Here is a 25,154-nt window from a genome sequence, read left to right as displayed (position 1 = left end):
CATGAGACGCACCCGCATCACCGGCATCGGCGCCGGACTCGCCGTCGTGGCCGTGGCCGTCGGCTCGGGCGTGACGGCCATGGAGCAGGAGGGCACGACCACCATCACCGCCTACTTCGACCGGGCCACCGGTGTGTACCCGGGGTCGGACCTTCGGGTCCTCGGGGTGAAGGTGGGGACCGTCGAATCGGTCGACCCGCGCGGCGAGGAGGTCCGGATCACGCTGCGGCTCGACGAGGGAGTCAGTGTTCCCGCGGACGCGCACGCCCTCGTCGTCGCCCCCAGCCTCGTCGCCGACCGGTACGTGCAGCTCGCTCCGGCCTACACCGGGGGAGCGCGGCTGGAGGGCGGTGCCGTCCTGCCCGCCGCCGGCAACGCCACACCCATCGAGGTCGACCAGCTCTACGAGTCGATCACCGAGCTCTCCACGGCACTCGGCCCCGACGGCGCCAACGCCGACGGAGCGCTCTCCGAACTCCTGAAGACCGGCTCCGAGAACCTCAAGGGCAACGGAGAGGCGATCGGGGACTCCATCGAGCAGTTCGGCAAGGCGACCAAGACGCTCGACAGGAGCAGCGGAAACCTCTTCGGCACGCTGTCCCACCTCCAGACCTTCACCACCATGCTCAAGGAGAAGGACGGTGAGGTGCGGGCCGCGGAGCAGCAGCTCAACTCCGTCACCGGCTTCCTCGCCGAGGACAAGGAGAACCTCAGCGCCGCGCTGAGAGAGCTCGGCACCGCACTCGGCCAGGTCAAGAGCTTCATCCAGAAGAACCGTGGTGCGCTCAAGAAGAACGTCGACCTCCTGGTACCGCTCACCCAGACCCTGGTCGACCAGCGTGCCTCGCTCGCCGAGTCGCTCGACACGCTGCCGCTCGCGGCGGGCAACGTGCTCAACGCGTACGACCCGGCGAACCGCACCCTCAACGGGCGCACGAACCTCAACGAGCTGTCGATGGGCGGCCCGCTCCTCGAACCCGGGACGGGAACCGCCGGCCTCGAAGGGCTGGCCCCGGTGGACGCCACCCGGCAGAAGGTCCTGCCCGTCCTGCCGCTGCCCGCCGTCGGCACCGTCTACGGCACCCCGGCGGACACGGGGGCCGCGAAGAAGAAGTCCGGCAAGGGCGAGAAGAAGGAGACGGACCGATGAGCCCCGCCCTGCGCAGACCCGGCACCCGCACGGTCACGGGCCTCGGCGCCCTGGTCGCCGCAGGCGTCGGTCTCGTGCTCGTCGCCACGACCACCGGTCTGCCGTCGTTCTCGGGCATCGACCAGCTGCCGCTGCCCGGCGGAGCCGACCTCGGCGACCACCCGTACGAGATCACCGCCGAGTTCGGGGACGTCCTCAGCCTCGCGCCGCAGTCGTCCGTCAAGGTCAACGACGTAGCCGTCGGACGGGTCACCAAGATCTCCCTCACCCCGGGCAGCTGGACCGCCAAGGTGACCATGCGCGTCAACGGGAAGATCAGGATGCCGGCCAACGCGTACGCCCACCTCGAACAGTCCAGCCTCCTCGGCGAGAAGTACGTCCAGCTCTCACCGCCCGCCGAGGGCACGGCGAAGGGCTCACTGTCCGACGGTGACCGGATCCCGCTCGTACGCACCAACCGCAACCCCGAGGTCGAAGAGGTCTTCGGAGCCCTGTCCATGCTCCTCAACGGCGGGGGCGTCGCCCAGCTGAAGACCATCACCACCGAGCTCAACAGAGCACTGGCCGGACAGGAACCCCAGATCCGCTCGATGCTGAGCCGCGTCGACACGCTGGTCACCAACCTGGACGAGCACAAGGAGGACATCACCGACGCGCTCGACGGAGTCAACCGGCTCGCCGCCACGCTCGCCACCCGGAAACAGGACGTCGGAACCGTACTGACCGGACTCAGCCCGGGCCTGAAGGTCCTGGAGAAGCAGCGTGGATCCCTCCTCACCATGCTGCGCTCGCTCGACACGCTCTCCACCGTCGCCGTGGACACGATCGACAAGAGCAAGGCGGACATGGTCGCCGACCTCAAGGCTCTCGCCCCCACCCTCACGGCTCTCGCCGACTCGGGGAACGACCTCCCCGACTCCTTGCAGGTGCTGCTCACCTACCCGTTCACGGACGAGGTGCTGCGCGGCGTGAAGGGCGACTACCTCAACGTCTACCTGGACGTCACCGCCATGCCCGGCACCCAGATCATCCCCGCACTCACCCCGGACGCCCCGCCGGCGACCGGGACCCAGCAGAAGTCCGGCTCGGCACTGCCCCTGCCGCTTCCGTCGGTCACCGCATCCGGCACGGAGGGCACCCGCTGATGATCACCCTCGCCACCCGGCTCAAGAACATCGCCTTCCTGATCATCGCGGTGCTCGTCCTCGGCTACCTCGGCGCCCGCTACGCCGACCTCGGCCACTACGTGGGCCTGCGCAGCTACTACACCGTCACGGTGCAACTCCCGCAGACGGGCGGTCTGTTCACCCACTCCAACATCACCTATCGAGGTGTCTCCGTCGGCAGGGTCGGCCCGATCGAGCTCACCGACGACGGCGTCGAGGCCGAGCTGCGCATCGAGAACGACGCGCCCCGCATCCCCGACAGCCTGCAGGCCGTCGTGGCCAGCCTCTCCGCGGTCGGCGAGCAGTACATCGACCTGCGTCCCACCCGCGAGGACGGGCCGTTCCTGGAGAACGGCTCGGTCATCGACCAGGCCGACACCACCATTCCGGCGCCCGTCACCGACGTCCTCACCAGTGTCAACGACCTCACCGCCTCCGTCGACGCCGAAGCTCTGCGTACCGTGGTCGAGGAGTTCGGTGCGGCGTTCGAGGGACGCGGCGACGACCTGCAGGTCCTGCTCGACACCGGCAGCGACTTCGTCGAGGCCGCCGACGAGGCCCTGCCGACCACCACCAAGCTGATGGCGGACGGCGAGACGGTCCTGCGTACCCAGGCCGAACAGGGCGAGGCGCTCAAGGGATTCGCGTCCGGCGCCGAGGAACTCGCCGCCGAACTCAAGGGATCCGACACCGACCTGCGCCGGCTGATCGCGACAGCGCCCGGTGCCACCGCCCAGATCAGCGGACTCCTGCGCGACCTCGAACCCGGCTTCGGAGTCGTCGTCGCCAACCTGCTCACCACCTCCGAGGTGGCGGTCACCCGGCAACGGGGCCTGGAGGAGCTGCTGGTGAAGGTGCCCGCGGTCGCGGCGGCCGGTGCGAGCATCATCGACGAGGACGGGAACGCCCGGTTCGGGATGTCCGTCACCTTCTTCGAGCCGCTGCCCTGCACCGCCGGATACGGCTCGACCACCTACCGCCCGGGCAAGGACGTCTCACCCGCCCCCGCGGTCAACGACAAGGCTCGCTGCGCCTCCTCGCCGGGCAGTGGCATCAACGTCCGCGGCAGCGCGAACGCACCCGGGGGCGGCGGCGTGCCGGAGCCTGCGGTGCCCGGCTCCCCGCTCTCCGGTACCGACTCGGCCGGACTGCCCGGAGCCCTCGGTGCCACCGGAGAGGCACCCGGGGCCGGCGGCATGGCCGGCCTGCTCGGCCTGGGCGGTGGCGCGTGAATCCCCGTGCGAAGAGCCTCAGCGGATGGGCCGTCATGCTCGCGGCCGTGCTGGTCTGCGGACTCGGCGGCTGGTCCTACGCGCAGGCGCGCGGCGACGACACCCTCGCGTACGCCAAGGCGCGTGACGCCGCGCTCGCCGACGGCAGGAGCCGCCTCGCGCGGCTGAACAGCATGGACGGCGGGAGTGCCGCGAGCGTGAGGTCCGGTCTCACGGCCTGGCTCGCCGCGTCCACGGGGCCGCTGCACGACCGGCTGGAGAGCACCCGCAAGAAGGACACCGCCGAGCTCACCGGGTCGGGGGCCACCGCACGCGGCAAGGTGACCGACGCGGCGCTCACGGCACTCGACGACCGTGCCGGTACGGCGATGCTGATCGCCACCGTGGAAGTCGAGATCACCCCGCGCAAGGGCGCGGGCGGCACGGAGCGCAAACGCTTCGAAGCGGCCCTGGCCCGGACCGGGGACGGCTGGAAGATCAAGGCACTGGACGCGATACCGGTCGGGAGCGGCGGATGAAACAGGCCGGAGGTACCACGGTCGAGGACGCCTCCTCGAACCCGGACGCAGACGTCCAGGACGCGGGCACCGAAGCCACCGAGGAACCGGGTGCGCCCCGCCGCACGGCGTGGCGCCGGATCCTCGCGGCGGTGACGGCCGTCGCCCTGCTGGCCGCCGGTGCCGTCCTCTTCGTGAAGGCGCAGCAGTTGCGTGACACCCCCGCCACCTCGAACCGCGCGCTGACCGACACCGCGGAGACCACCCGGGTCGCCGGCGACGTCAGCAGCGCGCTGAGCAAGGTCTTCTCGTACAGCCCGCAGAGCACCGCCGCCACCAAGGAGTCGGCGAAACGCCTCCTCGCGGGCAAGGCGCTCCAGCAGTACGCCGCCCTGTTCGGTCAGGTCGAGAAGCAGGCGGCCGACCAGAAGCTCACGCTCACCTCGCAGGCCGTACGCGCCGGAGTCACCCGGCTCGGCACCGGCAGCGCCCACCTCCTCGTCTTCCTCGACCAGGTGTACGAGCGCGAAGGAAAGGCCGCCACCACGGCGGCGGCCCAGCTCTCGGTGACGGCGGAACTGCGCGGCGGCCGCTGGATCATCGTCGACATCACCTCCAGGTAGGGGAGAGGCACCAATGGCACGGGTACGGACGACCAGGAATCCGCTGGTGGTGGCGGCGATCGTACTGACGGTCGCGGCAGCCGGAGCGGCGGGCTGGGGCGGCTGGTCGCACTACGGCGCAGCACACGACGACTCGGCGGCCTACGCCGAGGCCCGCGACGACGCGCTGGCCGCGGGGGAGCAGGCCGTGCAGAACATGAACACGCTCGACCACGCACAGGTGGAGAAGGGGCTCGACAGCTGGGAGGAATCGACCACCGGCGATCTGCACGAGCAACTCGTCGACGGACGGGCCGCGTTCGTCAAGCAGATCGAGTCGGCCAGGACCGTCAGCACCGCCGAGATCCTGTCGGGCGCGGTGACCGAGCTCGACGACAGGGCCGGAAAGGCGGGGGTGATGGTCGCGCTCCGCGTCACGGTGACCGCTCCGGAGGGGAAGCCCGCGGTGAAGGAGAGCCGGATGCTCGGGCAGCTGACCCGCACCTCGGAGGGATGGAAGCTCAGCGCCCTCGGACAGGCGCCCGTCGGCAACACCGCCGGCTGAACCGCACGCACCCGACCCGCCACCCCGGCTCCGAGAGGACCACCCCACATGTCGACGACCCGACACCTCGTCAACCGCCGCCGCCGACTGGCCGTCGTCGCCGCGACGACCGCACCGCCGCGCGCGGACTCGGCCCCGGTGGAGGAGCCGCAGCCGACGGGCCCCACCGAGGCGGAACCGGAGCACACCGCCGGACCCGACGCCGGACGAGCCGCCGAACCCGACGACGCCGGATCCCCGGCGGCGGAGGAGCAGCCGCATGACGGACGCCCCCGCACAGGGTGGCCCCGCCTCCGGATCCGTCTCCCCGCCGTGCTCTGCGCGGCAACCGTCCTCCTCGGCACCTTCGCCGCCTGGTCGTTCACCTCCGCCGCGGAGCTGCGCGACGACCCCACCCGTCAGAACACGGCGCTCACCGACATCAGCCGGACCAGCGAGGTCAAGGGACAGATCGCCGACGCCGTCGGTGCGGTCTTCTCCTACAACTACGCGGCGCCCGCGAAGTCCGACCTGGCCGCGCGGAAACACCTGACCGGCAAGGCGGTCCAGCAGCACAAGGAGATGCTCGCCGAGGTACGGGCCCAGGCGCCGGAACAGAAACTCGTACTCACCACGACCGTGACCGAGAGCGGCGTCGAACAGCTCGACGGCGACCGGGCCCGGCTGCTGGTCTTCGCCGACCAGAGCAACACCCGTACGGGCAAGGAGGAGGAGACGACGTACGCGGCGGCCATGTTCGCCGTGGACGCCGTCCACCGCGGGGACACCTGGCGGATCGCGGCCATCGACACGTTCACCCGCTGACCCGGGAGAGGGAGGACACATGAGGTTCAACGGAAGTATGCGCCGCGGGCTCAGCGGCACGGCCACAGCCGTCGCCGCCATGGCGGCGCTCACCGCGTCCCAGGCATCCGGGCTCGTCGGCGACGGTACGGCCGACGACATGAAGAACGTCGCATCGGACGACGTCATCTGGACCGAGGCTCCCAACGACGACAGCTACCACACCGAGCTTCCGCCGCTGGAGTCACCGGAGCCACCGAAGAGCACCGGGAAGAAGCCCGGCCCCGCCGCCGTCCAGACCCGGGCCGAGGCGGGCATACCCGTCACCGTCCTGGCCGCCTACCGCAAGGCGCAGAGCGCCCTCGGCCGGACCGACCCAGGGTGCCGGCTCACCTGGCAGCTGCTCGCGGCCATCGGCAAGGTGGAGTCGGGCCATGCGAGCGGGGGCCGGGTGGACACCGCCGGCACCACGCTCACCCCGATCCTCGGCCCCGTCCTCAACGGTGCGGGCTTCGCGAACATCCCGGACACGGACGGCGGCGCGTACGACGGCGACACCCGCTACGACCGGGCGGTCGGCCCCATGCAGTTCATCCCGTCCACCTGGGCGCACTGGGGGAAGGACGGCAACGGCGACGGCCGCAAGGACCCCGGCAACATCGCCGACGCGGCACTCGCCGCCGGCCATTACCTCTGTGCCGGACCACGCGACCTCTCGGTGCGCGGTGACCTCGACCGCGCGATCCTCAGCTACAACCACTCGGACACCTATCTGCGCACGGTCCTTTCGTGGCTGGAGTACTACCGCAAGGGGGCCCACCCCGTCGCCGACGGCAGCGGCGTGATCCCGACGAGCCCCGGCGCGGGGAGCCCCCACGCGCCGAAGGCCCCGGTCGGAGGCCCCGGCAGCCCGGGCGGACCCGGCCAGGAGGGCGGCGGCATCATCGTCGGCCCGCAGCCCGGCGGCACGCCCGGCCCCTCCACCTCACCCACCCCCACCCCCGCTCCGACGGACACCGGCAAGCCGGACCCCGGCGGATATCCGAGTCCTCCAGGCCCCGGACCCAGCCCCGACCCCACCGACAGCGGCCCCACGGATCCCACGACCCCTCCGGACCCCACCACGACGCCGGACCCGACCCCGACGCCGGACCCGACCACGACACCCGATCCGACCACGACGCCGGACCCGACGGCATCCCCCGACCCGGACCCCGGTACCACGGGCACCGGCTGCCCCACGCCCCCCGCGGAGACGGCAGGTCCGGCGGCCCCGGCAGACGAGCCGTGCTCCACTCCGGCCACCTGACGGGTCAGCCGCCGTCGAGTACCTCGGACAGGTCGTACCGCACCACTTCCTCCAGCTGCGCGTAGGTGCAGCCGGCGGGGGTGCGGTCCGGCCGCCACCGCCGGAACTGGGTGGTGTGGCGGAACCGGTCGCCCTCCATATGGTCGTACGCCACCTCGCAGACCCGCTCCGGCGCGAGCGCCACCCAGGACAGGTCCTTCTTGCCGGACCAGCGGCTCGGCGCGCCCGGCAGCCGTGACCCCTCGTGCGCCGCCGCGTCCGCCCAGGCCGCCCACGGGTGTGCGCCGGGATCGATGCGCAACGGGTCCAGCTCCTCCAGGAGTTCGGCGCGCCGCTTCATCGAGAAGGCCGCGCACACCCCCACATGCTGGAGGGCGCCCCCGGAGTCGTACAGACCGAGCAGCAGCGAGCCGACCACGGGCCCGCTCTTGTGGAAGCGGTAGCCCGCCACCACGCAGTCGGCGGTCCGCTCGTGCTTGATCTTGTACATGACGCGCGCGTCCGGCCGGTACGGCAGGTCGAGCGGTTTGGCGACCACCCCGTCGAGCCCGGCGCCCTCGTAGTGCTCGAACCACTCCCGCGCGAGGGCGGGGTCGGTGGTCGACGGAGCGAGGTGGACGGGTGCCGAGGCACCGGCCAGGGCCCCCTCCAGGACCGTGCGCCGTTCGGTCTGCGGGGTGGCGAGCAGAGAGGTGTCGTCCAGGGCGAGGATGTCGAAGGCCACGAGACTCGCCGGCGTCCGCTCGGCCAGCATCCGCACCCGGGAATCGGCCGGATGGATGCGCTCGCTCAGCCGGTCGAAGTCCAGCCGTCCCTCGTGCGGCAGGACGATCTCACCGTCGATCACACAGCGCGGCGGCAGATTGTCCCGCACGGCGGTGACCACTTCGGGGAAGTAGCGGGTGAGCGGCTTCCCCGTCCGGCTGCCGATCACCACCTCGTCGCCGTCCCGGTGCACGATCGCCCGGAACCCGTCCCACTTCGCCTCGTACTGCATTCCGGGGGGAATCGCGGACACGGACTTGGCGAGCATCGGTTTCACAGGAGGCATCACCGGCAGGTCCATGGCCCGATTCTCGCTCACCACACGGAGCGCGTCCTCCGATATGCGGCATATGTGGGCCCGGCCTACGGTGTCCGACATGGGAGCAGGAGCAGCGGTGGAGCTGGACGTGGACGGGCGGGCGGTCCGGCTGTCCAACCCGGACAAGACGTACTTTCCGGAGAAGGGGTACACCAAGAAGGACGTGGCCGACTACTTCCAGGCCGTGGGGCCCGGGATCCTGCGCGCCCTGCGCGAGCGGCCCACCACCCTGCAGCGGTTCGTCGACGGGGTGGAGGGCGACTTCTTCTACCAGAAGCGGGCACCGAAGAACCTCCCGGACTGGACCCCCACCGCCCGGATCGAATTCCCCAGCGGCCGGCACGCCGACGAGATGTGTCCCACCGAGCTGGGAGCCGTTCTCTGGGCGGTCAATCTCGGCACCCTGACCTTTCACCCCTGGCCGGTGCGCAGGGCGGACACCGACCACCCCGACGAGCTGCGCATCGATCTCGACCCGCAGCCCGGCACCGATTACGCCGACGCGGTGAGGGCCGCCCACGAGCTGCGCTCGGTACTGGAGGACAACGGACTGCGCGGATGGCCCAAGACCTCCGGCGGGCGCGGTATCCACGTCTTCGTCCCGCTCGTCCCGGAGTGGACGTTCACACAGGTCAGACGCTCCGCCATCGCGGTGGGGCGGGAACTGGAGCGCAGGATGCCGGACCGGGTGACCACCGCCTGGTGGAAGGAGGAACGCGGTGAGCGGATCTTCGTCGACTACAACCAGACGGCCCGCGACCGTACGATCGCCTCCGCCTACTCCGTACGCCCCTTTCCGCACGCGCCGGTCTCGGCCCCGCTCCGCTGGGAGGAGATCGACGACGCCGAGCCGCGCGACTTCGACCTCCGGACCATGCCCGTGCGGTACGCCGAGGTGGGCGACCTGCACGCCGACATGGACGACCACGCCTTCCGGCTCGACCAGTTGCTGGAGCTGGCGACGCGGGACGAGCACGAGCACGAGCTCGGCGACCTGCCGTATCCGCCGGAGTACCCGAAGATGCCCGGCGAGCCCAAGCGCGTGCAGCCCAGCCGCGCCCGGCAGGACGACGGCGGCGCATGAGTAGCGACGACGGGACGGAGCACCCCGCGCACGGGGCGCACGGCAGACCCCCGACCCGGGCCGAGAAGTGGGCGTCGTACAAGCAGTCCCCGTACGTCCCCGCGATCGTGCTGCTCTTCATCCTCGCCGCCGCGGCCGGGCTCTTCGCCGGTTCCTACACCTACACCATGGCCGACCCGACACCGCGCCGGATTCCGGCCGCGGTGGTCGAGGGCGTCGAGGCCCAGGGCGGTGAGGAGTTCATCGCGGGCATGGAGAAGGCCCTCGACGCCTCGCTCCAGTTGCACCCCTACGCCACACGGGCCGGGGCGCGCCAGGCCATGGAGGAGCAGCAGGTCTTCGTGACGCTGCGGCCGGGGCGGCGTGGGGTGGCGATGGACATCGCCGGAGCCGGCGGGGCCACGGTCGCCGAGCTGCTCGCCGAGACGGGCGCGAAGGTCGCCGAGGCCACCGGGGTCCCTGTCGCGATCACCGATGTCAAACCGCTCCAGGAAGGTGACCCGCGAGGACTGGCACTCTTCTACATCTCGCTCGCCGCCGTCATCATCGGCTTCGTCGGAGCCATCCAGCTCAGCGTGCACGCGCGAGCGCTGAACCCGCTCGAACGTATCCTCTTCACCGTCGCCTACGCCCTGCTCGGCGGATTCGCCATCGCGGCGGTGGTGGACTGGTGGCTCGGTGCGCTGGATCTGCCCTTCGTCGAGTCCTGGCTGATCCTGGCGTTCACGATGTTCGCCTCGGGCATGGTCTTCACCATGTTCAACACCATCATGGGGCGCTGGGCGATGATCCCCACCTGGGGGCTCATGGTGCTGCTGGGCAATCCCTCGTCCGGCGGCGCGGTCTCCTGGCCGCTGCTGCCTTCGGCGCTCGGACAGATCGGACGCTGGCTGCCGCCCGGTGCCTCGGTCAACGCCCAGCACACCGCGGTCTACTACCAGGGCCACCAGTACGCCTTCCCGTTCCTGGTGCTGGCCGCCTGGTCGCTGGTCTCGTGCACGGTCTTCTGGGTGTGGCGCCACCGGCACCCCGGAGGCCGTGGCCGCATGCCGGAGCATGCGGCCACGGCCTCCTGAGTGTGCCCCGTCCTACAACTCCTGGATGCGGATGTCGCGGTACGAGATCACGTCCGTGGTGCCGTGGACCTGGAGCCCGATGTGGCCGGAGGCGTAGCGCCGGCCGTCGGTGCCCGGGTCGTCGCCCCGCGGCGGCTCGAAGAGCTGACCGCCGTTGTTGTCGAACTCGTTGATCAGGACACCGTTGCGGTAGACCGAGTAGTGCTGGTCCACCACCCGGATCTCGTAGTCGTTCCAGGTGCCCTTGGGCGTGACCCCGGCGCCGCCGAGACCGACCCGGTCGAATCCGTAGACGGACCCGGTCTTGTACATGTCGCCGTCGGGCCGGTCGTTGACCTGGATCTCATGGCCGTACTTGATGGCGACCCACTCCGGACGGGTCTCCTCCGGGTGGTCGTGGACGTTCGGGAAGCGTACGAACACCCCGCCGTTGGCGTTGCCCGCCCCGGGGGCGTCGTCGCGCCACTGGAGCTTCAGCGAGAAGTCCCCGTACTGCCGGGCCGGGAACCACAGCATCCCCATGCCGTCCACGGTGGTGGAGCTGGTGATCGAGCCCTCCTCCGCGTTCAGCCCGAACTGCCCGCCGCCGACGTGCTGCCACTTCGCGAGGGACTCGGCGGTGCCGTCGAACAGCTTCCGGTACCCCTCGTCCTGGCCCGGCCTGCCGATGCCGGACTGCTTGGCCGCCCTGTAGATCTTCTTGTGCTCACGGGCGTCGAGGACCCCGTCGGTGAGCAGCTTGTCCAGGACCTTGTCGACGTGCTTGAGGAACAGCGCGTGCGAGGACCAGTCCTTCTCGTCCTCGATCAGCTCGTTGATCGTGCAGCGGTTGCCCGTGAGCCGGTTGGGGACCCCCGTGTCGACCGTGCCCACGATGACGGTGAGCCTCTCGTCGAATTCGGGGCAGTTGGGCGCCGGCACGCCACCGCTCTGTGCGACGGTGAACGAGACCCGTTTGGCCTCGGAGGTGTTGCCGGCCTTGTCCGTCGCCCGGTGGGCGAGGGTGTGGTGGCCGACGCGGTCGACGATCACGGGGGAGACGTAGGCCAGGTACGGCCCGCCGTCGAGGGAGTACTCGACCTTGTCCACGCCGGAGTCCGCGTCGGTCGCGCCGACCGTCGCCTCGGCACTGGTGATGAACGCGCCGTCCGAGTTCTTGTCCCCCGTCACCACCACGGTGGTCACCGGCGGTGTCTTGTCCTGCGACGGCGGCTCGACGACGGTGAAGTCGGTCTTCTTCTCCGCGGCCGTGTTGCCGGACTTGTCGGTGGCGCGGTAGCGGACGGTGTGGGTGCCGACCTCGTGCACCATCACGGGTGCGGTGTACGGCTGCCAGGCCCCGTCGGCGCCGATCGCGTACTCGATGGTGTTGACGCCGGACCCGGTGTCGGACGCGGTCACGGTGACCGTGGCCATGCCGAGGTAGGCGCCCGCGTCGTCCTTCTCACCCGCCACGGTCGCCGACGTCTCCGGCGGGGTCTTGTCGTCCGTCGGCGGCGCGGCGACGGTGAAGTCGGTCTTCTTCTCCGCGGCCGTGTTGCCGGACTTGTCGGTGGCGCGGTAGCGGACGGTGTGCGTCCCCACCTCGTTCACCACGACGGGTGCGGTGTACGGCTGCCAGGACCCGTCCGCGCCGATCGCGTACTCGACGGTGTCGACACCGGATCCGGCGTCGGTCGCCGCCACGGTGACGGTGGCCTGGCCGATGTAGGCGCCGTCGGCGTTCTTGTCGCCGTCGACCGTCGCCGAGGTCTCGGGAGCGGTGGTGTCCTCGCCGCCCCCGCCCTCGGTCACCGTCAGGACACCCTGCATCGAGCCGTGTCCTGGAATCGTGCAGTGGTAGAAGTACTTGCCCGGGGTGAGGTTGACCTCGACGCTGTGCTTGCCGCCCTGGCTGTCACCGGGGTTGGCCAGGATGTTGACCTGGACGTCGTTGTTGTACTCCGGGTCCGAGACGCTGAACGTCAGCGTGTGCGGCATGCTCGTCGTGTTGCCCGTCGCCTCGCTGTTCTCGAAGACGATGGTCGCGGCGCCGGCCACCGCGGTCTCGGGAGCCGTCAGGTAGTGGTCGATGGGATCGCCCGCGGTCCAGGTGAGGACCTGGTCCGCCGCTGCCGACCGGTCGTCGTCACGGCCGTACGCCGCCGTCGACGCCAGCCCGAGGACCATCAGGAACGAACCGAGCAGGGCGAGCCACCACCGGGCGGGCCCGTACCGCCGTCGAGCGAGGAGTGAAGGGTGTCTCACTGCGCTGCCGCCTTCCTGGCCAGATCAGCGGCGGCCGGGGTCGGACCGCCGCCCTTGTACGTCACGCGCCACAGCGCGGACTTGGAGTCGGAGGTGAAGAACCCGCGCCCGTAGTCCAGGACGTAGAGCGATCCGTCCGGAGCGAACTTCCAGTCCATGAGGTTGCGGATGCCGTCCGCCCCGACCGGAATGATCTTCTTCAGGGACTCGGCGTGCGTGGGCAGTCCGCCCTTGCCGACCGTCTTCGGGTCGGTCAGCACGGCGTGCCGCGGCTGGGTGTCGTCGTAGAAGTCACCGACGAACCACTTGCCGTCCCAGTACGCCGGCCACTTGGCCTCGCTCGTGCTCGCCGCGTCGTAGCGGTAGACCGGGCCGTTCATCGTGGCCTGGCCGCCGCCCTTGAGCCAGGGCAGGAGCTGCTTCTGGTCCTCGACCTTGTAGCTGGGGACGCCGTTCGCGTCGCGCGGGTAGTCGACGCCTCCGCCCTGGGGCGAGTACCAGATGGTGTTGCCGGTCACCGGCGGCAGGTTGACCAGGCCGTCGTTGTTGGGCGACTCGTTCTTGGGAGCGTCGCAGTCGTACCAGCCGAGCGGCTTGGACGGGTCGGGCAGGTTGCGGTCCCGGTACGGCTGCTTGTTGCCCATGCAGTACGGCCAGCCGTGGTTGCCGGCCTGGGTGATCGCCGCGAACGTGTCGTACTTCGCGGGACCCCAGGTCGTGCTCGGAGCGCCCGCGTCGGGGCCGACCCAGCCCGCGTACAGCGTGTCGGTCGATGTGTCGACGGAGATGCGGGCGGGGTTGCGCACGCCCATCACGTAGATCTCGCCCCGGGTCTTGCCGCCGCCCTCGTCCGGCTCCTTGCCGGTGAAGAGGTTGCCCTCGGGCAGGGTGTAGGTGCCGTCGTCCTCGGGGTGGATCCGCAGGATCTTGCCGTTGAGGTTGTTGGTGTTGCCCGACGTACGGCGGGCGTCCGCGAACGACACGCCCTTGTAGTTCGGCTGCGGGTTGTTGCCCGAGTAGCCGTCGCTGAAGCCCGAGGAGTTGTTGTCCCCCGTGGCGATGTAGAGGTTGCCCTTCGAGTCCCAGGCCATGCCGCCGCCCGCGTGGCAGCAGCTGTGGATCTGGACCGGCCAGTTCAGCAGCACCTTCTCGGACGCCAGGTCCAGCTTGTCCGTGGCGTGGTCGAAGGTGAAGCGTGAGACCTGGCGCACCGCCATCCGCTTGTCGCGGTCGATCTTCGCGTGCGGGGTGTAGTGCAGGTACACCCAGCCGTTGGTGGCGAAGTCCGGGTCCAGCTCGATCCCGAGCAGGCCCTCCTCCACCTTGACCAGCTCGTCGCCGCCGCCCTTGTTGCCGAAGACGCTCAGCTTGCCGGCGAGGGAGACCTTCTTGGTGGCGGGGTCGTAGACGTGGATCTCGCCGTTGCCCTTGCCGATGTCCGGGTTGTTCCAGTCCGTGACCACCGGCGCGCTGCTGTCGGCGCCGCCACGCCCTATGTAGAAGACCCGCCCGTCCTTCGCGGTCACCAGACCGTGGGGTTCGCCGATCTGGTCGTTCTGCCCGGGCTGGTTGGGCTGCGTGAGCCGTTCGGCCGAGTAGTTGGTGTCGATGGTGGCCTTGCAGTCGGCCTGCGAGATGCGGCTCGTCCAGGCCAGGGCGCCGCGCAGGTGGGCGCGGAAGTCGGTCTCGGCGTAGCTGTCGGCCGTACCGCCCATGGCGGTGTAGAAGGAGCGGCCGCCGTCGTAGTCCCGGCACCAGGAGACCGGGTGGTCCCAGCCGTTGGCGCTCTTCCCGGGGGTGTAGGTGAGCTCGCGGACACGGGCGACGGTGTGTACGTCTCCGGACGGGTTGTCCTTCCAGTTCAGCCACTTGTCCGGGCGCTTCCACTCCAGCGGGAGGCTCTTCGTCGCCGGGTGCTGCCGGTCGCCGATCTCCACGGTGGCGCGCTGGACGTTCGCCGGGCTGTCCGCCGCGGGACGCGCGCCGACCAGCCCCGTGAACCAGTCGGAGTACGGTTCGGTGCGCGCCGCGTCATGGATGCCCAGGAAGCCGCCGCCGGCCTCCATGTACGCCTCGAGACCGGCTTCCTGCTCCGGGTCGAGCACGTCGCCGCCGCCGGTCAGGAAGACGACCGCGTTGTACTTCCCGAGCTTCTTCCCGTTGGTGAAGACGCCCGCGTCGTCGGTGGCGACGGTCTTGAACCGTCCGGCCTCCGGGCCGCTGAGCCCGATCTTCTCGATGGCCGCGATGCCCGCGTCCACGGTCGGCGGCTCCGCGCCCGCCGAAGCGTGGAACACCAGCACCTTGACATCGGTCCCGCCGGGTGGCGAGGGAAGGGACAACGTTGTCGCCACCCGTTCCTTGAGCCCGGGGTCCGGATACGGGCTGGCAGTGGCCGCGTTGCCGCCGAGCAGGGACGCGGTCAGGGCACCCGCCGCCACGGCCGCCGCGATACCGCGGCGCGATCTGGACCTGTGATGTGGTGTGCGCTGCATGTGGTCACCCACCCCTCTTGGTCACTTCTCTGGTCACTTCTCTCGTCACCGCACCTCTGTGGTCACTGCGACAGCGCACGAAGCTAGACCTCTTTTCGTGACTCGCCAATAGGTATGGCAGCAATCGAACGAACTTTGTCCTGAGTGTGGATAAACCAACGCCCCCCGGCTACCGTGTGGGCCGTCCAGGGGAGCAGCTCGTCAGTTTTCCTCTCGCAGTGGGGAGTTCGACATGGACCGAAGGACCTTCAACCGAAGGGTGCTGGTGGGCGGCGGAGTGGCGGCCGCCACCGGCGTGACATCGATGTCACTCGGCGCGGTGCAGGCCACCTCCGCGGAGAACCCGGCCAAGACGGCCCCCGCGGGCGGAGTGGTCCGCCATCTCAAGCTGTACGCCGAGAAGCTGTCGGACGGTCAGCTCGGCTACGGCTTCGAGAAAGGCAAGGCGTCGATCCCCGGACCGCTCATCGAGATCACCGAGGGCGACACGCTGCACATCGAGTTCGAGAACACCACCGACGTCGACGTCAGCCTCCACGTCCATGGCGTCGACTACGACATCGCGAGCGACGGCACGCGGATGAACCGCAGCCATGTCGAACCCGGAGAAACCCGTACGTACACCTGGCGCACCCACGTCCCCGGCCGTCGCAAGGACGGCACCTGGCAGGCGGGCAGCGCGGGTTACTGGCACTACCACGACCACGTCGTCGGCACGGACCACGGCACAGGCGGCATCCGCAAGGGCCTGTACGGGCCACTCGTCGTACGCCGCAAGGGCGATGTCCTGCCGGACAAGACGATCACGATCGTCTTCAACGACATGACGATCAACAACAAGGCGGCCCACGAGAGCCCGAACTTCGAGGCCACCGTGGGCGACCGGGTCGAGGTCGTGATGATCACGCACGGCGAGTACTACCACACGTTCCACATCCACGGGCACCGCTGGGCGGACAACAGGACGGGGCTGCTCACGGGCCCCGACGACCCCAGCCGCGTGGTCGACACCAAGATCTGCGGACCGGCCGACTCCTTCGGCTTCCAGATCATCGCGGGCGAACACGTGGGCGCCGGGGCGTGGATGTACCACTGCCACGTCCAGAGCCACTCCGACATGGGGATGGCCGGTCTGCTGCTCGTCGCCAAGGCCGACGGCACCGTGCCGGGGTACGACCCGCCGCACCACGCGGCAGGTCCGGCCGAGGCTCACGAGCACTGAGACCGCTGCCGTCAGACCTCGGCGGCCAGCCGCAGCTGCTCCTCCTCGACGATGCGGCGGGCGAGCGCCCCGTCCGACACGTCGACGGCGTCCGGCGCCGCCTCGGCGAGATCACTGCGCCGCGCGTACGCGTCGAAGAGCCGGTCCTTGCGCGCGAGGATGTCCAGCATCCGCTGATCCACACTGTCCGCCGCGAGGAGCCGGTGGACCCGCACGGTCCGTATCTGCCCCATGCGGTGCGCCCTGGCCACGGCCTGGTGCTCCATCGTCGGCTTGATCTGCGGCTCGCACAGGATGACGACCGACGCGGCCTGGATGTTGAGCCCGACGCCCCCCGCCTGTATCTGGCTCAGCAGCACCGCGTGGCCGTCCACCGCGCCGAAGGAGTCGACCAGATCCTGTCGGCGTGCGGCGGGGATCCTCCCGGAGACGGGGCCGAACACCCCGTCGCCCAGGGCCTCCTGGACGGTCCGCAGCACCTCGCGGAAGTAGGAGAACACCACGACCTTGAGTCCGTTGCCCTCGGCCTCCGAGACGAGCTCACGCAGCCGGTCCAGCTTCGCCGAGGTCTCGGGACGGGCGTACGCGGCACGGCGCATGCGCATGAAGTGCCCCGAGCCCACGGCCTCGCGGTACGCCTCGAGGTCGGCGGGTGAGAACTCCTCCCACTCGTCGGCCTGCACCAGGGCCGGGAGTTCCCCCAGGACGTCGTCCTGGTTCCGGCGCAGGTAGGCGGGGGCGACGGCCCTGCGGAACGCGTGCGAGCCGGCGACGCCGTGTGTGGAGGTGACCAGCGGTGCCGAGTCGGGCCGCAGCTGGTGCATCAGGCTCCGGAACTCCTCGACCCGGTTCTCCATCGGGGTGCCGGTCAGGAACAGGACCCGGTCGGTGTGCCGCGTCCAGCCGCTCACGGCGCGGGAGCGGCGTGTCGCGGGGTTCTTCACGAAGTGTGCCTCGTCGACCACCACCATGCCCGACCTGACCCCGCCCCCGGGACCGTCCGGCAGCGAGTGCAGCGCGTCGAAGGTGGTGACGGCGACCCCGCCCCGCTCACGCCACTCGGTGAACGCGCCCTGCCGCTCAGGGCCGTGCACCGGCACGGCCCGCAGGGTGGAGCGGGCGGTGATCTCCCGCCGCCAGTTGATCAGGACGCTCGCCGGGCACACCACCAGGAAGTGGGTCTCGCCGCCGGCCGAGAGGTGAGCCAGCGCGGCGATGGCCTGGACGGTCTTGCCGAGCCCCATCTCGTCCCCGAGGATCACCCGCTTCTGGGCCAGCGCGAAGCGCGCGCCGAAGGACTGGTATCCGCGCAACGAAACCCGCAGGTAGGTGTCGTCCAGCCGCATTCCGCGGACCCGGTCCGCGATCCCGGCAGGCAGGAATCCCTGGGCCGCGTCCCGGTCGGGTCCACTGCCGGACAGCTCGGCGAGCAGGCTGTAGTACTCCGCCGAGCGCAGTTCGAAGTCGACCCAGGCCTCGGCCTGCGACGCGGGTGCGCGCAGCAGATCGACCGACACCTGGCCGAACAGCGTGCGCAGTTCACGCGAGGCCGGGTCCCGCACGACCGCCCGTACGGCGGCCAGGGCGGCCAGCGCCCGGTCGCCGGCCGCCCGCCCGGAGAAGAGCATCCGCAGCCGGCTCCGCGCCGGCGCGGCGGCTGCCAGCAGCGGTTCCAGCTCGGCGGTCAGACGCCGGGCGGCATCGACCGCACGGCGTACGTCGGGGCCGGCCTCGACAAGCCGGTGCAGGGCGACGAGCAGAGGGGTCGTGGCCGCGTCCGACGCGTCCACGTCTATCCGCACGGCGACGGTGTCACGGACCGCGTGCGCGATCTGCCGCGCCGCCGCCAGCGCCTGGTCCGCCGTCTGCGCACCGACACCGGGGATCTGGCGGAGCTCGTGACGCCCGGCTCCGTGGACCCGGCCGACCGTCCCGTACCCCGCCTGTTCCAGCGCGCCGAGCCGCAGTCGGCCCTCCGTGACCTCCGTCAGCCGGGAGACGGGGATGGCGGCCAGCCCGTGGTCGACGAGGGAGTCGAGCAGGGGGGCGAGCGCGGCGCGCGCGCTCTCGACGGCGCCGCGGTGGTCGTCCAGCACGGCACGGGCCGATCCGGCGAGCGCCTCGGCGTCCCCGAGCAGCTCGCGTGCGGATCTTCCCGCGGGGACGTCGCCCGTTGGTCCGGCCTGAGTCATGTACGCCCTTCTGCTCCCGCCTCAGCGGTCCGCTGTCGTCGCGGGCCCACCACCGACCGGCTTCATCGTGCCACGAGGCCCGCGCCGTCCCGCACGGCGCGAACTGCGGACGCCGGTGCTCGGTGCCAGACTCGGAGAAATGCGGCATCTCCATGTCCGACGAGACGAGCGGGACCACGGGACTCGCTGAAGGAGCACACCATGCCCGACCCGGCTTTCGTTACCGGCGCCCCCAACTGGATCGACCTCGGAACCCCCGACGTCGAATCGGCCACCTCCTTCTACCACGGCCTGTTCGGGTGGGAACTGGTGCCCGGCGGCCCCGAGACCGGCGGCTACGGGACGTACCAGCTGCGGGGCGAGACCGTCGCGGGCGTCATGACCGTGCCGGAGGACCAGGGGAAGCCCGCGTGGTCGGTCTACTTCCAGACCCCCGACGCCGACGCCACCGCACGGACGGTCGAGAAGGCCGGCGGCACCGCGGCCTTCCCGCCGATGGACGTGCTGGACTACGGGCGGATGGGCGGCTTCACGGACAACACCGGCGCGTACTTCGGCGTCTGGCAGCCCGGTACGAACCCCGGCCTCGGAGTGATCATGGAAACGGGCTCACTGATCTGGTCCGAGCTGTACACCCCGGACGTTCCCTCGGCAGCCGCCTTCTTCCACACGGTCTTCGGATGGCAGACCAGCGAGATGAACTTCCCCGGCGGTTCCTACACGGTCGTGCGCCCCGCGCGCGGTGACGACGACGCGTCGTTCGGAGGGCTCGTCCCCCTCGACCAGGTGCCCAGCGAGGCCGCGGCCGGGCCGCACTGGCTGCCGTACTTCGCCGTCGACGACACCGATGCCGTGGTGTCCACCGCGGAGCGGCTGGGCGGCCGGGTGACCATGCCCGCCACCGATGTGCCGGAGGTCGGCCGGGTCGCCACCTTCGCCGACCCGGCGGGCGCATCCTTCGCGGTGATCAAGCCCGTGCCGATGCCCCAGGGCTGACCTGCGCGAAGGGGCCGGTCCGGAGCGCAGGGCAGCCGGCCGGCCCGGGCGTTGACCCGTCGTTGATCACTTGTTTATCGCGACCGGGCACCGTGTGCCCCATGCCGATCAACACCATGACCGACGAGCTCGCCTGGCAGGAGACCGCGTTGTGCGCGCAGGCCGGGCCCGAGTTCTTCTTCCCGGCGCCGGGCAGCTCCACCCGCGAGGCCAAGCAGCTGTGCAACGCCTGCGAGGGCCGGGTGGCCTGCCTGGAGTACGCACTCGCTCACGACGAGCGCTTCGGCGTATGGGGCGGGCTCTCGGAGAAGGAGCGGGACCGGCTGCGCAGAGGCGGACCCGGCCGGGGCTGACACGGGGGCACGTGAGACCGGTCGCGGTACCCCGCCAGGTCGTTCCGTCCTGTGCCCGGGAGCAGGCGTTCCGCCACGTGCTCCCGGGCAGGGGGTCCCGTCACGTGCTCACCGGACAGGTGGCCCGCCACGTGCTCCCGGGCAGGAGGTCCCGTCACGTGCTCACCGGACAGGTGGCCCGTCACGTGATCCGGAAGGTCTCGCCGTACACCTGCCACACCAGGGGCTTCCTCAGCCCCAGGTTGCCCTCGCGCAGGAACACGCGCTGCGCGGTGTCGATCCGGGTCGTGTCCCGCTGCACCTTCCGGGCCCTGATCGCCGACCGGCTCTCGTCGAGGAAGGCGTCCAGGTACGCGGCCTCGTCACCGCCCTCGGCGGCCGTGTCCGCGGATCCCATCGCGGCGTCGCGGATGCCGTAGAAGCCGTCCGCCCCGACACCGGGCCCGTGCAGGACCATCGCGTCGTAGTAGATGAACTGCCCCAGGGTGCCGAGGCCGTCCATCTTCGCCAGCCGGACCGCCGGCTCGAAGTACAGCCGGTCGCGGGTCGCGTCCTGGGCGGCCCGGAAGGCCGGGTCCTCCGCCGCCTCGCGCCAGGCGTCCGTGAAGCCGGGATCCAGACCCTCGTGCGAGTCGGTGCCGTCGACGGCGCGCAGGGCGGGGAGGAACGGGGCGAGCGGATTGCCCGGATGCTTCTCGGTGTACGCCTCGACCAGCTGCAGCATGTCGTTCGTCCCGGAACAGAAACCGACTATGCCGGCGGTGTAGCCGGTGCCGTCGCCCACGTCCTCGATCGCACCGTACTGGCTGCGCCAGTCCAGGGTGGACGCCTCCGCACTGGCCACCAGACGGGACGCGGTCTCCTTCATCGACGGAGCCGCGAGGCCGGGCGGCAGCGCGTCGATCTCCTCGGTGTGCTCGTCGGCCTGTCCGGCCGCTTCCGGCTTTGCCGTGCCCGGCTTCTCGGGCCCGCTCGTCCGCGTGATCGAGGGCGGTTCGGAGTCGCCGCCACTGAACAGGATCGAAGCGACGATGGCGATCGGTGCACCGAAGAGAACAAGACGCGTCACAGGTTTCACCGGCACAGAGTACGTTCAGTGAAGCCATGGGGTCAGCCTGGCGCGGAGAGGCGACGCGCGCAGGATGGGCGCGCCGCCTCGGTCCGGCGGGTCGGGGAGCGGATCCCGAGCCCGTCCGGGCGGGTGTGAACAGATCAGGCCTGGGCGGCCCTGGCTTCCATGCGGGCCTTGCGGGCCGCCAGCTTCGCGTCGAACTTCGACGCCTCGCTGTCGAGGCCGCTCATGTACAGCCCGAGCTCCTCCTGCGCCTTCAGGCCCTCCGGGCCGAGCCCGTCGATGTCGAGGACCTTCAGGTACCGCAGGACGGGCTGGATCACGTCGTCGTGGTGGATGCGCATGTTGTAGATCTCGCCGATCGCCATCTGCGCGGCGGCGCGCTCGAAGCCGGGCATGCCGTGCCCCGGCATCCGGAAGTTGACGACCACGTCACGCACGGACTGCATCGTGAGGTCCGGGGCGAGCTCGAAGGCGGCGCCCAGCAGATTGCGGTAGAAGACCATGTGCAGGTTCTCGTCGGTCGCGATCCGGGCCAGCATCCGGTCGCAGACGGGGTCGCCCGACTGGTGACCGGTGTTGCGGTGCGAGACGCGGGTCGCGAGCTCCTGGAACGCCACGTAGGCCACGGAGTGCAGCATCGAGTGACGGTTGTCGGACTCGAAACCCTCCGCCATGTGCGCCATGCGGAACTGCTCCAGCTTGTCCGGGTCCACGGCGCGCGAGGTGAGCAGGTAGTCGCGCATCACGATGCCGTGCCGGCCCTCCTCCGCGGTCCAGCGATGCACCCAGGTGCCCCAGGCGCCGTCGCGGCCGAAGAGCGAGGCGATCTCGTGGTGGTAACTGGGGAGGTTGTCCTCGGTCAGCAGGTTCACGACGAGGGCGATGCGCCCGATGTCGGTGACCTTGGACTGGCTGGTCTCCCAGGCCTCCCCGTCCTCGAAGAGGCCGGGGAAGTTGCGGCCGTCGGAGAACGGCACGTACTCGTGGGGCATCCAGTCCTTGGCGACCTTGAGATGGCGGTTGAGTTCCTTCTCCACCACCTCTTCCAGTGCGTACAGCAGCTGGGCGTCTGTCCACGCCTTCGAACTGCCGAGATGGGGAGAGGCGATTGTCACGGGGGCTCCTGGGGACGGGAGAATTACCTACGGCTTCGTAGGTTACGTGACCGTAGGTTAAGGCGGCGGTAAGGGCACAGCCAAGCCCGGTCCTCGCGACGCGTGCTCACCCCCCGTCATCCTCGCAGGTCGAGGGCGTGTACGGGCCGGTGAGCGAGGCATCCTCGACCGTGATCCCGGCAGTGCTGTCCGGGACCACTGTCCCGGGGTCCGGCCCCGTCCGGCTCGGGACGCCCCGCTCAGGAGGCCCCGCCCAACAGGTCGCCCAGATCGGTGTCCAGGTCCATGAAGCGGTACTCGTCACCCACAGGGACCAGGTCCTGCGCCCGTTTCAGGAAACGGCGCAGCTCGGACGTCCGCACGTGCACCATCGCGATGCCCTCGACGGCGTGGAACTCCAGCACCGTGCGGTCGTACCCGAACGGCCGGACCCGCACGTCGCCGACCCCGGCCGGCGCGTCCATGCCTGTGGCGAGCAGCTCGCGGGAGAACTCCCACGAGACCTCGGTGCCTTCCAGGGTCGCCGGAGCCGGGAACGCCATGCGGACGGCGAAGGGGTCCTTGCGGTCGTAGTGCAGAGTGGCCGGCAGGGTCTCCATGCGCGGCGCGGACGCGACCATACGGGCCTGCACGGACTGCTCGATAACGCTGGACAAGACCTGCTCCCTCTCGCCTCGGACGAACGGTTCCCGGCATTGGAGTAGACGACGGAACGCCTTCATCCGTGCACTGGCGGGTGGCGTGAGCTGCGTCACCGCATTCACCGCCCCCTGATCAACTGCCCCGTTTCGCACGGCGCACCCTGGACGTCCGTCCACGGGTGGGTTAGCTTCCAGCGCCATGAGGGCCATGGGGAAGACCAGAAGGCTGTGGGCGCTGGGTCTTTGCGGTGCGGCGGTGGCAGCGGCCCTGGCCGCACCGTCGGCGCAGGCCGTGCCGGAAGGGCACCAGGGCCGTGACCCGGAATGGGCGCTCGCCGCGACGGGAACGGACGCGCGCTTCCGCGGGCTCGCCGCTGTCGGCCGCGACGCCGCCTGGGTCGCGGGCTCCGGGGGCACGGTGCTGCGCACCACGGACGGCGGAAGGCACTGGCGCGACGTCTCGCCGGCCGGTGCGGCCGGACTGGAGTTCCGCGACATCGAGGCCTTCGACAGGCGGCGGGCCGTCGCCCTCGCCATCGGCGAGGGCGAGGCGTCCCGGGTCTTCCGTACCGAGGACGGGGGCGCGAGCTGGACGGAGTCCTTCCGTAACACCGACGAGCGGGCGTTCTACGACTGTCTGACCTTCTTCGACAGCCGTCACGGCCTCGCGCTGAGCGACCCGGTGGACGGGAAGTTCCGCATCCTGTCGACGTCGGACGGCGGGCGGAACTGGCGGGTGCTGCCGGACGCGGGGATGCCCGCGGCGCAGCCCGGCGAGGCGGGCTTCGCGGCGAGTGGCCAGTGCCTGGTCAGCGCGGGCAGGAAGGACGTATGGCTCGCCACCGGCGGTGCGGCGACCGCCCGGGTGCTGCACTCCGAGGACCGCGGCCTGACCTGGACCGAAGCGGCGTCGCGGATCCCGGCCGGTGATCCGGCGCGTGGCGTTTTCGGCGTGGCCTTCCTGGACCGTACGCACGGCATCGCGGTCGGCGGCGACTACCGCGCGGGCCAGGCGTCCCCGGACGCCGCGTCCGTCACCGGGGACGGCGGCCGGAGCTGGCGGAGCGCGGCCGCCCCGCCACCCGCCTACCGTTCCGGGGTCACGTGGCTGCCGCACAGCCGGCGTTCGGCCCTCGCCGTGGGTCCGGCCGGTACCGATGTCACAAGGGACGGCGGGCGCACCTGGCGGACCGTGGACACCGGCTCGTACGACACGGTCGACTGCGCACCGGGCGGCGGCTGCTGGGCGGCGGGCGAGAAGGGACGGGTCGCGCGGCTGCGGTAGCGGCCCGGAGACATCGGTCACCCGCGACCGACGGGGGCCCCGGGTACGGCTGTGCCCGGGGAAGACGGACGAAGGGACCGATCCGCTGTGACGGACGCTCACCAGGAGGAAGTTCTCGGCCGGATCGCCAAGGGGCTCGTGTACACCGAGTCCGAAGCGGCCTTCCTGGCCCCACGGCGCCGCGCGGAGCAGATCTTCGAGTACAACCGGACACCCCCGGGCCAGGAGGACAGGCGTCGGTCGCTGCTCGTCGAGATCCTCGGCTCCGTCGGCGAACGCACGGTGCTGCTGCCGCCGTTCCACGCCGGGTTCGGCAGCAACGTCCACATCGGCGACGACTTCTTCGGGAACGTCAACCTGACGTTCGTCGACGACGTGGACATCCACATAGGCGACGGCGTCATGATCGCTCCCAGCGTGACGCTGACCACCACGGGACACCCGGTGCACCCCTCGCGACGCGCCGACTTCGGCCGGTTCTCCGAACCGATCGTGATCGAGGACAAGGTGTGGATCGGCAGCAACGTGGTGGTCCTGCCCGGAGTCCGTGTCGGATACGGGTCGGTCATCGGCGCCGGCAGCGTCGTCAGCCGCACCATCCCCCCGATGACCGTCGCGCTCGGGGCACCCTGCCGGGTGGTCCGCCCCATCACGGACGAGGACCTGACCACCCGGGGCGCGCTCTAGCCGGGCAGCTGCTGCCGGTACGGCGCGAGGGCGTCCGAGGTCTTCGTCGCCAGGAACTCCGTGATCCGGTAGGCGCAGACCTCGTGGGCCGCGAAGGGGTCGGAGGCCGCGATCCTCTCGATCTCGGCACGGTCGTCACCCACGGCCAGGATCACACCGCCGTCGCGGGGGTTCTTGCGTCCGGAGGCGATGAACACCCCGGCCGCGTACTGGGCGTCCAGCCAGCTGATGTGCTCCGGCATGAGGGCGTCGACGTGCTCGACCGGTGCGGTGTAGGTCAACTCGAGTACGAACATGA

23 protein-coding genes are annotated in these 25,154 nt (G+C 70.7%); 15 read left to right on the top strand and 8 right to left on the bottom strand.

Annotated features, from left to right (window positions below):
* Position 1: 1 nt before the first annotated feature.
* The 8 genes from OO67_RS21920 to OO67_RS21885 are packed head-to-tail and all read left to right on the top strand — an operon-like array spanning position 2 to position 7,304.
* Positions 2 to 1,150 carry an MCE family protein gene (locus OO67_RS21920; protein WP_033302757.1) on the top strand — a complete coding sequence of 383 codons (1,149 nt, stop codon included), beginning with the start codon at positions 2 to 4 and terminating at the stop codon, positions 1,148 to 1,150.
* Positions 1,147 to 2,295, top strand: coding sequence for an MCE family protein (locus tag OO67_RS21915; protein ID WP_033302756.1), 1,149 nt, complete (start codon positions 1,147 to 1,149; stop codon positions 2,293 to 2,295). Before OO67_RS21920 ends, OO67_RS21915 begins: the two co-directional genes overlap by 4 nt.
* Positions 2,295 to 3,548 (top strand): MCE family protein, encoded by a 1,254-nt coding sequence (locus OO67_RS21910; RefSeq protein ID WP_033302755.1) that lies wholly within the window; start codon positions 2,295 to 2,297, stop codon positions 3,546 to 3,548. The genes OO67_RS21915 and OO67_RS21910 overlap by 1 nt, the downstream gene beginning before the upstream one ends.
* 35 nt (positions 3,549 to 3,583) lie before the next feature.
* A complete protein-coding gene (locus OO67_RS21905; protein ID WP_382056023.1) occupies positions 3,584 to 4,066 on the top strand; it encodes a hypothetical protein in 483 nt (160 codons plus the stop codon).
* On the top strand, positions 4,063 to 4,668 hold the full coding sequence (locus OO67_RS21900) for a hypothetical protein (protein WP_033302753.1): 606 nt from the start codon (positions 4,063 to 4,065) through the stop codon (positions 4,666 to 4,668). Before OO67_RS21905 ends, OO67_RS21900 begins: the two co-directional genes overlap by 4 nt.
* A 13-nt stretch (positions 4,669 to 4,681) precedes the next feature.
* Positions 4,682 to 5,212, top strand: a complete 531-nt coding sequence (locus OO67_RS21895) for a nuclear transport factor 2 family protein (RefSeq protein ID WP_033302752.1) — start codon at positions 4,682 to 4,684, stop codon at positions 5,210 to 5,212.
* Positions 5,213 to 5,260: 48 nt separating this feature from the next.
* Positions 5,261 to 6,016 carry a hypothetical protein gene (locus OO67_RS21890; RefSeq protein WP_033302751.1) on the top strand — a complete coding sequence of 252 codons (756 nt, stop codon included), beginning with the start codon at positions 5,261 to 5,263 and terminating at the stop codon, positions 6,014 to 6,016.
* A 19-nt stretch (positions 6,017 to 6,035) separates the two neighbouring features.
* A complete protein-coding gene (locus tag OO67_RS21885) occupies positions 6,036 to 7,304 on the top strand; it encodes a lytic transglycosylase domain-containing protein (protein ID WP_033302750.1) in 1,269 nt (422 codons plus the stop codon).
* A gap of 4 nt (positions 7,305 to 7,308) precedes the next feature.
* Here the strand turns inward: OO67_RS21885 and OO67_RS21880 are convergent, their stop codons facing one another.
* The gene (locus tag OO67_RS21880) at positions 7,309 to 8,370 is read right to left on the bottom strand and encodes an ATP-dependent DNA ligase (protein ID WP_033302749.1); all 1,062 of its coding nucleotides are present in this window, start codon (positions 8,368 to 8,370) and stop codon (positions 7,309 to 7,311) included.
* Positions 8,371 to 8,464: 94 nt separating this feature from the next.
* Between OO67_RS21880 and ligD the strand changes: the two genes are divergently transcribed.
* Both ligD and OO67_RS21870 read left to right on the top strand, forming a co-directional pair.
* Positions 8,465 to 9,472 (top strand): non-homologous end-joining DNA ligase, encoded by a 1,008-nt coding sequence (gene ligD, locus OO67_RS21875; protein ID WP_033302748.1) that lies wholly within the window; start codon positions 8,465 to 8,467, stop codon positions 9,470 to 9,472.
* A complete protein-coding gene (locus OO67_RS21870; RefSeq protein WP_033302747.1) occupies positions 9,469 to 10,548 on the top strand; it encodes an ABC-2 transporter permease in 1,080 nt (359 codons plus the stop codon). Before ligD ends, OO67_RS21870 begins: the two co-directional genes overlap by 4 nt.
* Before the next feature lie 12 nt (positions 10,549 to 10,560).
* On the opposite strand, the gene OO67_RS21865 is transcribed toward OO67_RS21870, so the two are convergent.
* Complete coding sequence (locus OO67_RS21865) at positions 10,561 to 12,795, bottom strand: OmpL47-type beta-barrel domain-containing protein (protein WP_033302746.1); 2,235 nt, start codon at positions 12,793 to 12,795, stop codon at positions 10,561 to 10,563.
* Positions 12,792 to 15,290, bottom strand: coding sequence for a ThuA domain-containing protein (locus OO67_RS21860; RefSeq protein WP_244300284.1), 2,499 nt, complete (start codon positions 15,288 to 15,290; stop codon positions 12,792 to 12,794). Before OO67_RS21860 ends, OO67_RS21865 begins: the two co-directional genes overlap by 4 nt.
* Positions 15,291 to 15,522: 232 nt before the next feature.
* Here OO67_RS21860 and OO67_RS21855 point away from each other — a divergent pair, with 232 nt between their 5' ends.
* Positions 15,523 to 16,512, top strand: coding sequence for a multicopper oxidase domain-containing protein (locus OO67_RS21855; RefSeq protein WP_033302745.1), 990 nt, complete (start codon positions 15,523 to 15,525; stop codon positions 16,510 to 16,512).
* 11 nt (positions 16,513 to 16,523) lie between these two features.
* Here the strand turns inward: OO67_RS21855 and OO67_RS21850 are convergent, their stop codons facing one another.
* Positions 16,524 to 18,704 (bottom strand): DEAD/DEAH box helicase, encoded by a 2,181-nt coding sequence (locus OO67_RS21850; protein WP_033302744.1) that lies wholly within the window; start codon positions 18,702 to 18,704, stop codon positions 16,524 to 16,526.
* A gap of 201 nt (positions 18,705 to 18,905) precedes the next feature.
* On the opposite strand from OO67_RS21850, the gene OO67_RS21845 reads away from it, so the two are divergent.
* Complete coding sequence (locus OO67_RS21845; protein ID WP_033302743.1) at positions 18,906 to 19,700, top strand: VOC family protein; 795 nt, start codon at positions 18,906 to 18,908, stop codon at positions 19,698 to 19,700.
* Positions 19,701 to 19,801: 101 nt separating this feature from the next.
* A complete protein-coding gene (locus OO67_RS21840; RefSeq protein WP_033302742.1) occupies positions 19,802 to 20,053 on the top strand; it encodes a WhiB family transcriptional regulator in 252 nt (83 codons plus the stop codon).
* A 181-nt stretch (positions 20,054 to 20,234) separates the two neighbouring features.
* Here the strand turns inward: OO67_RS21840 and OO67_RS21835 are convergent, their stop codons facing one another.
* The 3 genes from OO67_RS21835 to ssgD form a co-directional block, all read right to left on the bottom strand.
* Complete coding sequence (locus OO67_RS21835) at positions 20,235 to 21,137, bottom strand: chitosanase (RefSeq protein ID WP_382056000.1); 903 nt, start codon at positions 21,135 to 21,137, stop codon at positions 20,235 to 20,237.
* Positions 21,138 to 21,265: 128 nt separating this feature from the next.
* Positions 21,266 to 22,243, bottom strand: coding sequence for an acyl-ACP desaturase (locus OO67_RS21830; RefSeq protein WP_033302740.1), 978 nt, complete (start codon positions 22,241 to 22,243; stop codon positions 21,266 to 21,268).
* A gap of 239 nt (positions 22,244 to 22,482) precedes the next feature.
* Positions 22,483 to 22,899, bottom strand: coding sequence for a spore wall synthesis regulator SsgD (gene ssgD, locus OO67_RS21825; protein WP_033302739.1), 417 nt, complete (start codon positions 22,897 to 22,899; stop codon positions 22,483 to 22,485).
* Positions 22,900 to 23,083: 184 nt separating this feature from the next.
* Here ssgD and OO67_RS21820 point away from each other — a divergent pair, with 184 nt between their 5' ends.
* A complete protein-coding gene (locus OO67_RS21820; RefSeq protein WP_033302738.1) occupies positions 23,084 to 24,169 on the top strand; it encodes a WD40/YVTN/BNR-like repeat-containing protein in 1,086 nt (361 codons plus the stop codon).
* A gap of 87 nt (positions 24,170 to 24,256) precedes the next feature.
* The gene (locus OO67_RS21815; protein WP_033302737.1) at positions 24,257 to 24,856 is read left to right on the top strand and encodes a sugar O-acetyltransferase; all 600 of its coding nucleotides are present in this window, start codon (positions 24,257 to 24,259) and stop codon (positions 24,854 to 24,856) included.
* Here OO67_RS21815 and OO67_RS21810 read toward each other — a convergent pair.
* Positions 24,853 to 25,152 (bottom strand): YciI family protein, encoded by a 300-nt coding sequence (locus OO67_RS21810; protein WP_033302736.1) that lies wholly within the window; start codon positions 25,150 to 25,152, stop codon positions 24,853 to 24,855. The two genes, OO67_RS21815 and OO67_RS21810, sit on opposite strands and share 4 nt — an antisense overlap.
* Positions 25,153 to 25,154: the final 2 nt, after the last annotated feature.

Source organism: Streptomyces atroolivaceus (genome assembly GCF_000717025.1).
Taxonomy (GTDB): domain Bacteria; phylum Actinomycetota; class Actinomycetes; order Streptomycetales; family Streptomycetaceae; genus Streptomyces; species Streptomyces atroolivaceus.
This window is presented reverse-complemented; position numbering and strand designations above follow the sequence as displayed.